17 protein-coding genes, 1 tRNA gene and 1 pseudogene are annotated in these 15,812 nt (G+C 44.9%); 12 read left to right on the forward strand and 7 right to left on the reverse strand.

Going from position 1 to position 15,812, the window contains the following annotated elements:
* The 7 genes and pseudogenes from rplC to AS194_RS03035 all read right to left on the reverse strand — a co-directional run.
* A pseudogene (gene rplC / locus AS194_RS03005) lies at window positions 1-301 on the reverse strand (50S ribosomal protein L3); the annotation flags it as partial.
* A gap of 49 nt (window positions 302-350) precedes the next feature.
* Window positions 351-662, reverse strand: a complete 312-nt coding sequence (rpsJ, locus tag AS194_RS03010; protein WP_010196670.1) for a 30S ribosomal protein S10 — start codon at window positions 660-662, stop codon at window positions 351-353.
* Between the two features lie 408 nt (window positions 663-1,070).
* Entirely contained in the window at window positions 1,071-2,675 is a 1,605-nt protein-coding gene (locus tag AS194_RS03015) for an Rne/Rng family ribonuclease (RefSeq protein WP_058024000.1), read from the reverse strand.
* A 127-nt stretch (window positions 2,676-2,802) separates the two neighbouring features.
* Entirely contained in the window at window positions 2,803-3,489 is a 687-nt protein-coding gene (locus AS194_RS03020) for a Maf family protein (RefSeq protein WP_152978592.1), read from the reverse strand.
* Window positions 3,490-3,563: 74 nt separating this feature from the next.
* Window positions 3,564-4,049, reverse strand: a complete 486-nt coding sequence (gene mreD, locus AS194_RS03025) for a rod shape-determining protein MreD (RefSeq protein WP_058024002.1) — start codon at window positions 4,047-4,049, stop codon at window positions 3,564-3,566.
* Between the two features lie 125 nt (window positions 4,050-4,174).
* Window positions 4,175-5,032 (reverse strand): rod shape-determining protein MreC, encoded by an 858-nt coding sequence (gene mreC, locus AS194_RS03030; protein ID WP_058024003.1) that lies wholly within the window; start codon window positions 5,030-5,032, stop codon window positions 4,175-4,177.
* Between the two features lie 231 nt (window positions 5,033-5,263).
* A complete protein-coding gene (locus tag AS194_RS03035; protein WP_083499578.1) occupies window positions 5,264-6,292 on the reverse strand; it encodes a rod shape-determining protein MreB in 1,029 nt (342 codons plus the stop codon).
* Between the two features lie 626 nt (window positions 6,293-6,918).
* Between AS194_RS03035 and gatC the strand changes: the two genes are divergently transcribed.
* From gatC to AS194_RS03095, 12 genes are all read left to right on the forward strand, one after another.
* Window positions 6,919-7,233 carry an Asp-tRNA(Asn)/Glu-tRNA(Gln) amidotransferase subunit GatC gene (gene gatC / locus AS194_RS03040; protein WP_058024005.1) on the forward strand — a complete coding sequence of 105 codons (315 nt, stop codon included), beginning with the start codon at window positions 6,919-6,921 and terminating at the stop codon, window positions 7,231-7,233.
* A gap of 97 nt (window positions 7,234-7,330) precedes the next feature.
* Window positions 7,331-8,827 (forward strand): Asp-tRNA(Asn)/Glu-tRNA(Gln) amidotransferase subunit GatA, encoded by a 1,497-nt coding sequence (gatA, locus tag AS194_RS03045; protein WP_058024006.1) that lies wholly within the window; start codon window positions 7,331-7,333, stop codon window positions 8,825-8,827.
* Window positions 8,827-10,353, forward strand: coding sequence for an Asp-tRNA(Asn)/Glu-tRNA(Gln) amidotransferase subunit GatB (gene gatB / locus AS194_RS03050; protein WP_058024007.1), 1,527 nt, complete (start codon window positions 8,827-8,829; stop codon window positions 10,351-10,353). Before gatA ends, gatB begins: the two co-directional genes overlap by 1 nt.
* A gap of 114 nt (window positions 10,354-10,467) precedes the next feature.
* Window positions 10,468-10,544, forward strand: a tRNA-Pro gene (locus AS194_RS03055).
* Between the two features lie 161 nt (window positions 10,545-10,705).
* Window positions 10,706-11,944 (forward strand): tyrosine-type recombinase/integrase, encoded by a 1,239-nt coding sequence (locus AS194_RS03060; protein WP_058024008.1) that lies wholly within the window; start codon window positions 10,706-10,708, stop codon window positions 11,942-11,944.
* A 116-nt stretch (window positions 11,945-12,060) separates the two neighbouring features.
* Window positions 12,061-13,272, forward strand: a complete 1,212-nt coding sequence (locus AS194_RS03065; protein WP_058024009.1) for a coiled-coil domain-containing protein — start codon at window positions 12,061-12,063, stop codon at window positions 13,270-13,272.
* A gap of 195 nt (window positions 13,273-13,467) precedes the next feature.
* A complete protein-coding gene (locus AS194_RS13455; protein WP_083499579.1) occupies window positions 13,468-13,764 on the forward strand; it encodes a helix-turn-helix transcriptional regulator in 297 nt (98 codons plus the stop codon).
* 3 nt (window positions 13,765-13,767) lie between these two features.
* Window positions 13,768-14,049 (forward strand): helix-turn-helix domain-containing protein, encoded by a 282-nt coding sequence (locus AS194_RS03075; RefSeq protein WP_058024010.1) that lies wholly within the window; start codon window positions 13,768-13,770, stop codon window positions 14,047-14,049.
* Complete coding sequence (locus AS194_RS03080) at window positions 14,050-14,328, forward strand: hypothetical protein (protein ID WP_058024011.1); 279 nt, start codon at window positions 14,050-14,052, stop codon at window positions 14,326-14,328.
* Window positions 14,321-14,572 (forward strand): hypothetical protein, encoded by a 252-nt coding sequence (locus AS194_RS03085; protein WP_058024012.1) that lies wholly within the window; start codon window positions 14,321-14,323, stop codon window positions 14,570-14,572. The genes AS194_RS03080 and AS194_RS03085 overlap by 8 nt, the downstream gene beginning before the upstream one ends.
* The gene (locus AS194_RS03090; protein WP_058024013.1) at window positions 14,565-15,083 is read left to right on the forward strand and encodes a hypothetical protein; all 519 of its coding nucleotides are present in this window, start codon (window positions 14,565-14,567) and stop codon (window positions 15,081-15,083) included. The genes AS194_RS03085 and AS194_RS03090 overlap by 8 nt, the downstream gene beginning before the upstream one ends.
* Window positions 15,076-15,690, forward strand: coding sequence for a hypothetical protein (locus AS194_RS03095; protein ID WP_058024014.1), 615 nt, complete (start codon window positions 15,076-15,078; stop codon window positions 15,688-15,690). The genes AS194_RS03090 and AS194_RS03095 overlap by 8 nt, the downstream gene beginning before the upstream one ends.
* Window positions 15,691-15,812 lie beyond the last annotated feature (122 nt).

Consider the following 15,812-nt stretch of genomic DNA (forward strand, 5'->3'; position numbering starts at 1 on the left):
CTAGAATCTCACCGCCAATCTCACGACCTTCAAGATCGCTATCGTTGACACGAAATTCCCAAACACCACGACCAGCTTTAACGCCAGCTTTCGCGAAGTGACCTTTTTGTGCAGCAGTTACGCGGCTGTCACGACGGGTACCTGTGGTGACTTGGATGGCTTGGTAACCATCTACATCAGTATTTTTTACTTGAGTAATGCGGTTTGCATCGACCTCAACCACTGTTACAGGGATAGATGCGCCTGCTTCAGTGAAGACACGGGTCATGCCGCATTTTTTACCGACTAAACCGATCGCCATTTTAGACCTCTTTATATCTTATATTAATGGGTTGGGTGTGTAATGTGCATTAACCCAAAGCAATTTGGACGTCAACACCCGCCGCTAAATCTAATTTCATTAGCGCATCCACAGTTTTGTCAGTAGGCTGAACGATATCAACCATACGCTTGTGAGTACGGATTTCGTACTGATCACGCGCGTCTTTGTTAACGTGTGGTGAGGTTAGAACGTTGAAGCGCTCAATGCGAGTCGGCAACGGTACAGGACCACAAACTTGCGCACCGGTGCGCTTTGCAGTATCAACAATCTCTTGTGCAGATTGATCAATCAGACGATGATCAAAAGACTTAAGACGGATACGGATTCTCTGGTTAGCCATGCCAGCAAGCTCCTAATATGTGCTTTCGTCATTCTTGGTTTGCAAGACTATGATCAAAAGCAGTTTGGTTAAATATTCACTTAAAGCGGCCTTCTGTTCTTAACCAGAATGAGTTCTTTATCTGAACTTATAGCGTGCCAAAAGCAAAATAGTTTAAAGCCCCGCCAACTCTCCTATAATGGATGTCAGCAAAGGCATAATGAAATAGTGCTAGAAACGATGCTCCAGCTGTCATAGCGTCAGCTTTTTTAGTCAGCTGCGCATATATAATTCAGTGGTGTGTATTATACAGAGTATTTTAGGTATTGCAAGGGCAATATCTAACGTAATTAAAGACCTCAATTTTCAGAAAACTGTTTTGTTGGTCAAGATACTTGTAATAAGTCTCTGGCAGTAGGCTCAGTAATCTCAGTCCAAAACAATGTCATACTGCTCTTGGGTATATAGATTTTCTACGTCAAATGTAATCACTCGACCCAGTAGATACTCTAAATCTGCTACTGTATCTGACTCTGATGTCAGCAATAAATCAATGACTGCCGCATGAGCCACTACTGTGAATTTCTTAGGAGAATTATAGGTACGGGCGCAGCGCATGATCTCACGGAAAATCTCAAAGCAAACGGTCTCTGCGGTTTTAACGAACCCACGACCTTGGCAAGTTGAGCACGGCTCACAAAGCTGCTGACCCAATGATTCACGCGTGCGCTTGCGCGTCATCTCCACTAAGCCAAGTTCACTAACCTGCGTAATTTTGGTTTTGGCATAGTCTTGGGTTAGCTGCGCCTGTAAGCTCTCTAATACATCATCCTTATGCTGCTGTTCAAGCATATCGATAAAATCTAGAATAATAATGCCGCCTAGATTACGCAGGCGCAGCTGACGTGCGATGGCATGTGTGGCTTCTAGATTAGTCTTATAAACGGTGTCTTCTAATGAGCGACCGCCTACAAAAGAGCCTGTATTAACATCAATCGTCGTCATTGCTTCTGTTTGGTCAATAATCAGATAGCCACCAGACTTCAAGTCAACACGACGTTTCAATGCGTCACGTAAATCATCTTCAACCCGATGCACGTCAAACAGTGACTGTTCTGCCGTATAATGCACGATTTTATCGTAAATGAACGGTACAAACTCTTTGGCAAAGTATCTGACTTGCTCATAAACTTGCGTATTATCAATGATGACTTTTTCGGTATCAGCATGTACCAAGTCACGAATAGAGCGCAGTGGTAGCGATAGTTCTTGATAAATAAGTTCTGAGCTTTGGTGATGATTGATCTCTTGGCGGCGAGCACAGATAGTACGCCACAGCTGCAACAGATAGTAAATATCTTCTTCTAGCTTATCGACAGGGACACGCTCGGCGGCAGTACGAGCGATCAGACCACCTTTTAGATTGACCGTTTGCATCAAACTGCTGAGCTCAGTTTTTAGACGCGTGCGCTCTTCTTCACCATCAATACGCTGTGATATACCGATATGATCGCTTGATGGTAGATAAACCAGATAGCGAGATGGCAACGATATATTGGTCGTTAAGCGAGCACCCTTACTGCCTAATTGGTCTTTAGTAACTTGTACCAAGATACGCTGGCTTTCGTGTAATCGATGCTGAATCAATGTCTTAGAAACAGGCACGACCTCCGTACTTTGAGCACTGACAACAGGTGGCGTGACTGCTAAGCTATCCGTGGATGTTTCTAAGGTGGCGCTATTGTCACTATTATCTTTTTTGATATTTGTAGCGGCTTTGCTTTTGTCTTCTGCAACTGGGCGAGGCTCACGCTGCATATCATTAACATGTAGAAATGCGGTTCGCGATTGACCGATATCAACGAAGGCTGCCTGCATGCCTGGAAGGACACGTACGACTGTGCCCAGATAAATATTGCCGACCAAACCCAGTTTGTGATGTCGCTCAATATAAATCTCACCCAAGATGCCATTATCTAAAACCGCAACACGGGATTCCATTGGACTAATATTAATCAGCAGCTCTTCGGACATAGTTTTTTCTCTTATCTCTCAGCTTTCTTATCAGACGGTCATCGTCTATTAGATTGACAGTGTAACAAATGCGCCTTGCTCTTGCCCATTGCCCATTGCCCTACCGTGTCATTATGTGCATATATAATTATAACGGGTCAACGATATCCTCACTGCCTTCTGTCATGTCTTTGATTAAGGCCAGCGTTTGCGCCAGTGGCAATCCAACGACATTGGTGTAACTGCCGTTGATACGGCTGACCCAAGCAGCACCCAAACCTTGAATACCATAGCCACCCGCTTTATCAACAGGCTCTCCACTGTCCCAATAATTGCTCATCATCTCTGTAGTCAATGGTATAAAGGTTACTGCTGTACGCTCAGTAATTTGCTGCTGGTCGATAATTTGAAATGCCTGAGTGCGCTCTGATGCATTGTGTTCTGTTCCTTTAGGTAGCCGCTGTATTTTGGTGGCTTGTACGGCAGTCCATACTTCATGAATATTATCTGACATCTGCTGCCACATGCTATAAGCGTGATCATGACCGGTTGGTTTGACCAATACCGTTTTGCCATCTGGTAGCACACCGATGGTATCAGAAGTCAGTATGATAATTAATTCGTTGGTCCCGTTCTCATCGATTTCTAATGTGCCGTTTAGTTGCTCTATGGCAGCCATGGCTTTGGTAGCGACCATACGCTCAATATAGTCTTTGGGTAATTCATCATCTTGCGGCGTTTCGTCAATATCTACACTCAATACTCTAAAATCTAACTGTGCTCTTGCTAGTAGCTCTCGACGGCGCGGCGAACCAGACGCTAAAATGATATCCATCGCTCTTCTCTTCATTTACAGATTTATGAGGTATGTACTTTTTAGATATTTTGTATATAAGTTAATAAACATCATTAACGCGCAAACTTGCGTAGAGCCAGTAAGACAAGTGGCCAGCTGATGATACTCATCATAAGCGACAAAGCAGATTTTGCGATAAAGGTATTTTGGATAAACATCTGCAGCATCCATAAATTTAGCTGAAAAACAATTAATCCTAAACTGGCTATCAACCATGCGCTGATGGTATTTAGTTGTCTAACATAGATACTAGTAATTTTGATCACTAGTGCCACCACGACAGCGGCAAAGGCTTGCTGTCCTAGATGGGTGTCCATCAGCAAATCTGCAATAAGCCCAATAGTAAATGCGGTAAAGATACCCACATAGCGCGGCTGGAACAGTAGCCAATATATCAGCACCATGATCATAATCATGGGCCGTAATGTTGCCATACTTGGGCTTAACGGATAGACATTGAGCGATGAAGCAATGATAAAGCTTAGAACAATGACCACAATCAACAGTGCCGTTGAATTCTCAGAATCAGGATACGACATGAGTACTTACCTTAGCGATTGTATAGTGGCTACTGTGATATGGTTGATTGAATAGATAGGATACTATGGATAAAAAAATTGATGAGCCATTTGGTAGTTTTGCATAAAGTGTTAATTTATCTTTGCTACTGACCAATAGCTGTGTCATTTTTATTGAGTAGCTTGTCTTGGAGTATCAATACGTACGCATTATCAATAAAGTTTGCAGCTGGCGTGACCTCAATGCTTCTAAAATTATCCGCTTGCTCATCTTTGATGTGGGCAATACGGCCAACACGATAGCCCGCTGGGATACGCCCACCCAAACCAGATGATACCAACTCATCACCCACGCGCACGTCTGAAGTCTTAAAGACATAGTTTAGGCTCAGTGCAGATGGGATACCTTGGCCTGTCACAATAGCCCGCTGACCAGTACGTTTGACAGTGACAGCCACTGACTGCTGCTCATCTGTAATCAATAACAAACGGCTCGTATTAGGATAGACGTTAATGATCTGTCCTAAAATACCATCTTCATCAATGACCGTTTGTCCAACTTGCACGCCGTCTTGCTTGCCTTTATTGAGTACGACAATCTGTCTAAGCAAGTTGGTATCTGTACCAATGACTTGCGCCAAATTCAAATCAAACTGCTCAGGCTTTGTGGTGGATAAAATCCCTTGCAAGCGCGCATTTTGTGCCAAGATATAATCTTGCTGCTGCAGTTTGGCATGTGCATGAATAAGTTGTGATTTTAGCTGCATGTTTTCGCGGCGTAGTGCTTCTTTTGACTGGATGCTACCACTCGCCCAATGCGTGGCATAGCTTGGCAATAAAGACAGCTCATAAATAGGCTGCATAGCGGCGTGGCTGGTACTGCGCACTGGATTGAACCACTCCGAGTTTTTGCTATCAAACCACATCAGAATTAAGGCCGCTATCAACACGATGGCAGTCTTACGAAGTGATAGTGCTTGGCGCGCAAAAATACTTGGAGTCATAAGTCGTCTGATTTAAGAATTCTAAAATGAGCAATAGCACTTATTTAGAGCATGAATGTTTATCGGTGATATTGGGTTCTAGCATGGATTAATGCAATTAAAGGCAGCGCAATTGGCTACCTCTAATGTTATTTACTTGTGATCGCATCGGCTACATCAATGATTGATGCATAAACCATGAGGCATTATAGGTATCCTAACAAGGAAACCATGCTCATGAGCAAAAACTATTTAGACAAAAATCATGTTCAAGCTTTTGTTATTGATGAAATCAAGGGCGATACCACCACCACGGCTAACGCAAGTTAATGGGTCTTCTGCTACCGTCACTGGTAAGCCCGTCTCTTGTGAGATAAGCTTGTCAAGATCGCGTAGCAATGCGCCACCACCCGTCAATACGATACCGCGCTCTGCGATGTCTGATGACAACTCTGGCGGTGTTTGCTCAAGAGCGACTTTGACTGCACTGATAATACCGCTTAGTGGGTCAGTCAATGCTTTTTGTACTTCTTCTGAATTGACGATAAAGGTTTTCGGCACGCCTTCTGCCATGCTACGACCACGAACCTCTACTTCTAGCTGGCTATTTTCATTCAATGCAGAGCCAACTTCTTTTTTGATGCGCTCAGCGGTCGTCTCACCAATCACACAACCATGCGTACGGCGCACGTGTGTAATAATCGCCTCATCAAACATATCGCCACCGATACGGATAGATTCAGCATAGACGCAACCAGATAGCGCGATAACAGCAATCTCAGTTGTACCACCACCGATATCGACGACCATAGAACCACTGGCTTCATGAACAGGCATGCCAGCACCGATAGCCGCAGCCATTGGCTCCTCTAGCAATAATACTTTGCTCGCGCCTGCTGATGATACTGCCTCACGAATCGCCTTACGCTCAACCAAGGTAGACTTACATGGTACACAAACCACCACGTTAGGCTGTGCCATAAAACGCTTGGCTTTTACCTTAGTGATGAAGTGTTTTAGCATTTTTTGCGTCACTTCAAAATCAGCAATCACACCGTCTTTTAGCGGGCGAATCGCTGTGATATTGGCAGGCGTACGACCCAGCATCTGCTTGGCATCGATACCCACAGCAGCGACGGTCGGGTTTTGAGTACGATTGCTTCGTAATGCGACCACCGTAGGCTCGTCAAGTACGACGCCTTTATTAGGAATAAAAATAAGGGTGTTCGCAGTACCGAGGTCGATAGCGATATTATTTGATAAAAATCCAAACAGGTTCATGACTAATATATCCAGCGTCTTACGAATGAGGCGAATGAGATTGACTGAGGTGTTACTCGTCAGTGTTGAGCAGGTCGTCGTTAGACATTAACGGGAGCGAAAGTGAATCATCGCAACCAGTCAAACCTAAGCAATAATGATGAAATGAAAAACTGAGCTAAATTATACCGATTTAGCTCAAAAAAAACATAGGTATTTGCATCAGTAAGCAAGGATTTTTGTCTGAGACGCTAAAAGTTGTTACAAAGTTTGAAATAGTAGTGACTATCATTCAACTCAATGAAACTGCTTTTAATGTGATAACTAACAAGGCTCTACAGGCAGATAATTGTTTTGCTTAGTAGTAGGTGCATACTGTAACGTATTTTAGAACCTAATTGGGAAGCAATTGAAAATCAATCATGAATTATGCGGTCAGTTTTGCAAGTATTTGCGTATTGCTATGCCGGCACTCTGCCCTGATTGATACGGATGTTGATTGATATTGTGCATCAATCAAGCCTCATACTCTGTAAACTTGGGTCAGATGCTTTATAATAAGCCAACTTTATAGCCAATTACATTTGAGCGCTTATATATTTGCCTTATCCCTACTCTAACAAAAACTGTCCTTAACTGGAGAAACTATGTCTCAGCAATCAGCAACGTCTGACAACACTGTCAGCCGTGAAGAAATCCTAGAAGTGGCCAACCTTGCACGCTTGGGTGTCGATGAAAGCACGGCCGATAGCTATGCCGCCGATATCAGTAAAGTATTAAAATTGATGCATACCTTATCTAACGTTGATACAACAGACATCAAACCACTAGCCAATATCCATGAAGCTTGCCAAGAGTTACGTGCTGACGTGGCCAAACACGATATCAATCGCGAGCGCAATCAGTCCGTCGCGCCTGCTGTCGAAGAAGGCTTGTATCTTGTGCCACAAGTCATCGAATGATCGAGGCTGACTAATATTTTGGCTAACTGATATCGTTACGCCCTCTTCATGACCCCATTTTATTTTATGTTATTCACATTTTGACGGACGACACCTTATGTCTGAACTTCATTTATTAAGTACCGAGCAGCTAATTACTGGCTTGCAAGACAAACAATTTAGCAGCGCAGAATTAACCGAGCATTACATCAAGCGTATCGATGCGCTAGACAGCAAGATCAATAGTTTTATCACGCATACTTCTGAGACAGCACGTGCACAAGCAAAAGCCGCTGACGAGATGCGTGCACAAGGCGATCAGCGTCCATTACTTGGCGTACCGATGGCGCACAAAGACATCTTTTGTACCCAAGGCGTATTAACGACTTGTGGCTCTAAGATGCTGCATAACTTTGTCTCACCATATGACGCGACTATCGTCTCTAACATCGACAAAGCTGGCATGATTAGCTTAGGTAAGCTCAATATGGATGAGTTTGCGATGGGCTCAGACAACAGTAGCTCATACTACGGCACCGTACAGAATCCTTGGAACCTAGAGCGCGTCCCTGGTGGCTCATCAGGTGGTAGTGCCGCTGCCGTTGCCGCAGGTTTTGTCCCTGTTGCTACCGGTAGTGACACGGGTGGCTCTATTCGTCAGCCAGCTTCATTCTGTGGCCTAACCGGTATCAAGCCTACTTATGGCCGTGTGTCACGCTTTGGTATGATTGCCTATGCCTCAAGTTTGGATCAAGCGGGTAGCATGGGACGCAGCGCTAAAGATTGTGCTTATTTGCTACAGCCAATGATTGGGCACGATCCGCGTGATGCCACTTCTATCAAATACGATATGCCTAACTACGTACAAGACATCAATGATGCAGAGGCTGCTGCTGGTGATAAGCCATTTGACGGTTTGCGTATTGGTGTGGCTAAAGAATATTTCAGTACAGGGCTTGATAGCGAAGTCGAACAAGCAGCACGTGCCGCTTTAAAGAAATACGAAGAGCTGGGCGCAACGATTGTAGAAGTAAACATCACTGACCCTGAAATCACGCTCGCCACCTATTATATGCTAGCACCTGCCGAAGCGTCTTCGAACTTATCACGCTTCGATGGCGTACGCTTTGGCTATCGCTGTGAAAACCCAACCGACCTTATCGATCTATATACACGCTCACGTTCTGAAGGCTTTGGCCCTGAAGTACAGCGCCGTATCTTGACAGGGACTTATGCGTTATCTGCTGGTTACTTCGATGCTTACTATACTAAAGCACAAAAAATCCGCCGCTTAATTGTCAAAGACTTTGATGATGCTTTTGCCAATTGTGACGTCATCGCCAGTCCCACCGCGCCGACCGCAGCTTATAAGCTGGCAGAAGACCTCGACCCTGCGACCATGTACCTAGGCGACGTTTATACCATCGCGGTCAACCTAGCGGGTCTACCTGCGCTCAGTCAGCCAGTAGGTTTGACGACAGAAGGCCTACCTATTGGCTTGCAATTAATCGGTAAGCATTGGCAAGAGAGTCAACTGCTCACGACTGCGCACCTGTTCCAGCAGCATACTGATCATCACCTACAACACTCTACCATCGCAAAGGAGACGGTATAATGAGTACAGCTACTACTGATAACAATGCCGTCCGTGAACACGCCGTGCGTAAAGAGCTATTTGTCGATGGCTATGAAGTGGTCATCGGTATCGAGATTCACTGCCAGCTAAACACAGAAAGTAAAATATTCTCAAGTGCGCCGACTGACTTCGGTCATGAGCCAAACAGCCAAGCCAGTATCGTTGACTTAGGTCTACCTGGCGTATTGCCAGTGCTAAATGCTGGTGTGGTCGATCGCGCGCTAAAATTCGGTATCGGTGTCAATGCTGAGCTGGGTCTGTTTAATACGTTTGACCGTAAAAACTACTTTTACCCTGACTTGCCTAAAGGCTATCAAATCACCCAGATGGCCAATCCTATCGTGGGTGAAGGCTACATCGATGTCGTGGTCAATGAGGGCGAAAAGAACGAATACCCTAAACGTATGGGTATCACCCGCGCGCATCTAGAAGAAGATGCGGGCAAGTCTGTCCATGACGCTGTTGATGGTATGACAGGTGTGGATTTGAACCGTGCTGGCACGCCGCTGATCGAAATCGTCTCTGAGCCAGACATGCGCTCAGCGAATGAAGCATTGGCCTACATCAAAGCCATTCATCAGTTGGTCACTTGGCTCGGTATCTCAGACGCCGTAATGGCTGAAGGCTCATTCCGCTGCGATTGTAACGTCTCTGTGCGCAAGCCAGGCGCTGATCTCGGTACGCGTACCGAGCTAAAGAACCTAAACTCGTTCCGCTTTATCGAACGTGCTATCAATCGTGAAATCGAACGTCAAATCGATATCTTAGAAGATGGTGGCAAAGTCGTTCAAGCGACCATGCTATATGATCCAGAGCGTGATGAAACGCGTACCATGCGTACCAAAGAAGACGCCAACGACTATCGCTACTTCCCTGACCCTGACTTGTTGCCTGTCCGTATCGAGCAGCATACCGTTGATGCGATCAAAGCGGCGATGCCAGAGCTGCCGGTCGCTCGTCGCGCACGTTTTGAAGAAGCGCTTGGTCTGTCAGAATACGACGCTCGTATCTTGACTGGTAGTCGTCAAATTGCCGATTACTTCGAAAATGTAGTGGCTGAAATCGGACAGCAAGATGCCAAAATGGCTGGTAACTGGGTCATGGGCGACTTGCTCGGCGCACTGAACAAAGATGACACCGACATCATCGACTCCCCTATCAGCGCCAAACAATTGGCAGGACTGCTGAAGCGTATCAAAGATGACACGCTATCTGGCAAATTGGCCAAAAAAGTCTTTAGTGCGCTATATGAGCGCGAAGGCGGCGATGGCGATGATGCAGCAGATAAAATCATCAAAGACAAAGGCCTCAAGCAAGAGACTGACACGGGCGCTATCAAAGCAATGGTCGAAGAAGTCATCGCAAAAAATGAAGCGATGGTTGAAGAATATCGCGGTGGTAAAGAAAAAGCCTTTAACGGTCTGGTCGGTCAAGTCATGAAAGCCAGTCGTGGTAGCGCTAACCCGCAGCAAGTGAACCAAATTCTAAAAGAATTGTTGGGTTAACACGAGCAGCGTAGCAATTAGACTGACTATACTAGGCAGAATGGTATTGTAGATTTTGACTAATATAAATAGCCCTTGCAATATACATAATTTTGCGTAAAATAGTCAGTCATTCGGGGCGTAGCGCAGTCTGGTAGCGCACTACACTGGGGGTGTAGTGGTCGCAGGTTCAAATCCTGCCGTTCCGACCAAACACTATATTAGGGCAGACCGTCATTGACCGTCTGCCCTTTTTCTATGGGCGTTTCAAACGTTATGTACTACACTATAGCCCATCATAAAGCATGGTAATCCATGTCAAAGTGCGGTATATTTTACGGTATATTTTATACCGTCATGGAAATATACCGTCATGTCATTAACTGATAGCCAAATCAAACGCCTTAAGCCGTCCGATACTTGCACCCCTAGCCGACCTGACAAATATAGTGATGGTAATAACCTACGCTTATGGGTGCGTAGTACAGGTAGCAAGGTATGGGTAAGTGACTATAAGTATGCAGCCAAGCGCCAAAGCCTAACCATTGGTAAATATCCAGCAATGAGCCTTGCCGATGCTCGCCAGCGCAACCAACAGATAAAAGACCTGATAAAGCAAGGCATCAACCCTAAGCACGATAAGAAACGCTTGCAAGCCGACACTGACGGTACAAAGGCATTTGATGCCATAGCAGAACGCTGGCATGACGACCGCAAAGCCCATATTGCCCCTAAGACCTATAGCCGTGATTACTCGCAGTACCAGCGCGATATTAAGCCTTTCATTGGTCACATGAACATAGAGGACATAACCGCGCCTGATGTTTTAGCCATTGGTAAAGCTATCGAAACGAGGGGCGCACCCGATATGGCAAGGCGTGCAATGCGTCAAACAGGGCAGATATTCAAGCAAGCCATACGTGAGGGCTTAGTAACTCATAACCCAGCCAACGACCTAACCATAGCCTTAAAACCGCATAAGGTTAAGCATCATAGCCGTGTGACTAGCCAGCAGTTACCTAAACTACTTCAAGACATTGATGCCTATGGTGGTGATTTACTGGTGAAGCTAGGCTTTTGGTTCTTGTGCTATACGTTCGTGCGGACGCAAGAATTGCGCTTTATGGAATGGAGCGAGATAGACTATCAAGCCAAAATATGGCGCATACCAGCCGACAAGATGAAAATGGATAGACCGCACCTAGTACCGCTTGCCCCTCAAGTAATGGCAATTTTAGAGCAGATTAAACAGCTAGGACTTTCGGACAAGTATGTGTTCTTTAATACCACAACCCGTAAGCCATATAGTGAAAACGCATTTATCACTGCCCTATGGCGCATGGGCTATAAAGGGCGTATGACAGGGCACGGCTTCCGTGGACTTGCCAGCACTACCCTACATGAGCAAGGCGCTATGCACGAAGCTATAGAGCTGCAACTGGCACATGAGAAAGAGAACAAAGTAAGCAAAGCATACAACGGGGCGCAGCACTTAAAATATAGAACAGACATGATGCACCAGTGGGCAAACTTCATTGATGATGCCTACGCTGGCAAGATTGATAACGTCATTCACGGTAACTTCAAACAACAAGCACAGAAGCATGGGTAACGCCATGTGACAACGACCATGCAAGGCTAGGGGTTGCTCCCGAACGACAGCTATTCACACCCTTATGCTGTCACTGCCTTGCACCTATTTTGATTTAAGGGTGTAGGGGTGTGAATATGAGTTTAATAGATAGGCTTATAGAGCCGATAAATGACTATATTAGCTTTAGGGATTTTCTCTGTCATCTATCAGGGCTTAATAATCAGCCAGTTTATGAGGTAGTTACTTACTTATTACATCATGATCTATCTGATAAAGATTTTTACTATATTGATGGGAACTACAAGATAATAAAGGCTGATTTAAACGATAAGTCTATAAAGTGTTTTTTGACTGGAATTCAAATGTCGGTGATCTTTGGTGCCGATGACTGGATATTCCATAACGGTAAAAGTTTAGAACAATTAAGCGATGACGTTAGGAGGCAAGTAACAAAATTTACCTTTGATAATATGCACTCGTTTTTTAAAATATCCGACTTACTAAGCTTTGAACCTTTAAAAGACTTACTGCATTTTGATATTACAGATAGCAATCAGCCTAAAACAAGCACGCTAAAGCATCAACAATTAGGTGCCAATCAAAAGATTTTAATCACCTACGCGCTATTTACCCATGACCAGTTGGTATGCTTAATCATTAACGAGAACCCAGAATTTATAAAACAAGACGAGGAGTATCTTACTCATTGGCGAATGGTTGACATTGCGTTGGAGTCAAAGGAACTGGTACCGCTTAAAGGTACGCAAAATATCCCAGCTCAACAGGTCAAGGTATGGCTGGCACGCAATAACTATATTTACAAAGACTTTAACGACAATATGCCAGCCGACCCAATAACACAGGTTAAAGAGCTAACAGCACAGCTAACAGATGCACAAGCGACCATTAAGCAGATCACTAATGATTATCAAAAAGCACTAGAAAAAATAGAGGCAAAGGATCAATCTGCTGATAGCTTTAAGATGGGCAACCCAACAGTAGCGTATGACGAACCTGAAACCATTGAACAATTTAGAGAGTCGCTGGCAGCCGCCAATGCCAAAATAGTAGACCTCGATAGCCAGCTCACACAAGCTAGGGTAGATTTTGAACAAGCCATTATCAATAATAAGGCTTTATACACCACACCAGCCATTAACATAATGAATGCAGTTATCACAGAGTTTTGGATTAACTACCACCCTGACCAGCCAGCACCTAAACAAAGCACTATTACAAAATGGATAATAGATAACTTTGATGGTATATCGGACGCTTTAGCATTAAATATTGATAAAGTTTGCCGTCATAGCGATGCGCGAAGTGGTGGAAAATATAAAAGATAGCTAGATTTTTAATCTATTGCTATAAGGTCAATGAACCCTTGTCTATCAAGGGTTTTTTAATGCCCTCATATCAATACTATTGCCCTTACGTCATAGCAATAGCACTTGCCTGATAGCCAATACCACCGCCTAACATAGACCCATACAAGATAAGCCATTACCTACCGTAGTGGCACTTAGTACGGAGTCATTGACATGACAGACCACATCAATATAGATAATCCCGTTATCGCTTTCGCTGATGACACAGCACACAGCATTGAACAAATAGCCGAAAGCCTAAACGTCAAATATCTACCACCGCAAGGCATGAGCCGTGCCAGCCAGCTAATACCATTCTTACCGTTTGGTACCAGCACCTTATGGGCATGGTCACGCGATGGACGCTTCCCAGCACCAGTAAAACTATCCCCTACTATGACGGCATGGCGCAATGCTGATGTAATCGAGTGGCTGGAAAGTCACACCTCAACCACTAGCGAGGAGGTGTAAGCCATGACTACTACAGCAACCGCACCCGTTACCAATGAGCAAGCACCCAAGACCCAAATAGAGATTGTTAGAGCGCATCTAATGACAGGCGCAACTATTACCACATGGGACGCTTACCGCTTCTATCAAATCACTTGCCTAGCACAGCGCATACATGACTTGAGAAGTCAGGGCTTAGTCATTCAAAGCGAGATAGTCACCCATAACGACAAGCGTTTTTCGGTTTATTGGCTTGATGAACAAACCTTACTTGAAAGCGAACTATCTAATAGTGAGGTGAACTAAATGAGCGTAACCGAACAGTTAGAAGTCCTAGAGCCGCGCCTAGTGGCAGTGGACACTTATACGCTGTGCCATGTGGACGATTACATACAAGACATATCGAATGATTGTGAAAGCCTTGCTTATGCCTTGAACCTGATAGAAACCAGCGACCCAGCAAGCAAAGGCGTGATTGTGGCGGTACGTTCTGCACTACTGGCACACAGCGAACACGCCAGCAAAATGAGCGCGGACATCATGGGCGAGCTAATCACACAAGACGAGGTATCAATCAATGAGTAATCAAATATCAGTATCAGCCGACCAGCTAGAAAGTATCAATGAGCAGATAGTGCTACTCGATATTGATACCAGTCATCTAGCAATGGCATTGCAAGCCGTGCAAGTAGATTGCGCGGTATCAGGTGGCGTTATTAATACCGTCATAACTGCGCTAAGAGCTGCGTCAAAGTCGCTGGAGGGCATTACTGACGAATTAGACTACATGCTTACCACAGCGAAGCAGGAGGTAACAGACCATGAGTGATAAGACTAGAACCAATCCAAAGCCCCAGCACGGGGCACAGGCTGGCAAGCGTGGCTTACTGCTAAGGTTTACTATCTTTATGGCATGGGTGGCTGGCATTGGCTTACTACTGTCATTGGTGACTTGCAAGCCAGCCAGCGCAAAACAGATTGCAACCGATGATAACAGCGGTTACTATATAGACCTCTCAAATTCTACAAGCGGACAAGCCAGCCGTGACTTTTTGGCTTTTTTTGTGCCTGATAATAGCCCAGCCTCTCAAGCTGTCACTATGCCATCAAGCACAGCCCCAAACACGCATTTAAGCGCATCAAGGGGGCATTCCCTCATATCTATAGCAAATCACTTGCTAACCGACTATGACGGGTTGACGCTGCAAAATACAATAGCCGTAAGGCGAATATGCAGGGCGGTTTCTTGTAGAACCGAGAGTAAGACCCGTCACCCTATATCTTTACTGTATAGCGTGGCATTAACTCAAAAACTACAAGGAGCTATCCATCATGGGTAATTCAATCCGCACGACCTCAAACACTCAAAACACCCCTACACTAGCCACATTCAAAGCTGGTGACAGTGTTCTATGTCCATCATTAAGCTTTACCTCGTTTGTGCTGACAGCCGACCCATACGGCAAGCGTGACCTATTGGCACTTACTCACGATGGCAGCAACATCTACTACGATAATAAAGGTTATTTTGTCCCGTCACGCGACAAAGAAACAGGCGATTATCAACCGTCATTATTCCAAGATACCGAAGCCAACCGCCAAGCGATAGCCACGCTATATAACGGCAGGTTTACTACTCAAGCCGATCAACGCAAAGTAATAGACACCACCGAAGCAGACGACAAAATAGTCGTCACTATGTCGTCACATGACCTATCTCACATTACTAGCGACATTTACGGGGCAGCCAATGCCTTACATGATGTTGGTTATCTGCTAGGGCTTATCTACTACGGCAAGATAGAGGGGGAAGCCGTTAAGTCTATGGCACGTTTGGCACATGACGCTACTAACACATGGGAGGACATACTCCGCACTCAACTGGATATTATTAACGAACCTCTAGCAATGACTGGTTACAGCAAGGTGGGGGTAGATAATGAGTAATTTAACCCGTTCAAATCGACCATTAAATGCTCACCAAAAGCCGTCAAAAATTATTCCCTATGTCCCGTTACAGCCGAAAATAAATGAGTTTTTAGCTGGTTATTTTCACCCCTTGAAAAGCG

Source organism: Psychrobacter piscatorii, from assembly GCF_001444505.1.
Lineage (GTDB): Bacteria > Pseudomonadota > Gammaproteobacteria > Pseudomonadales > Moraxellaceae > Psychrobacter > Psychrobacter piscatorii_B.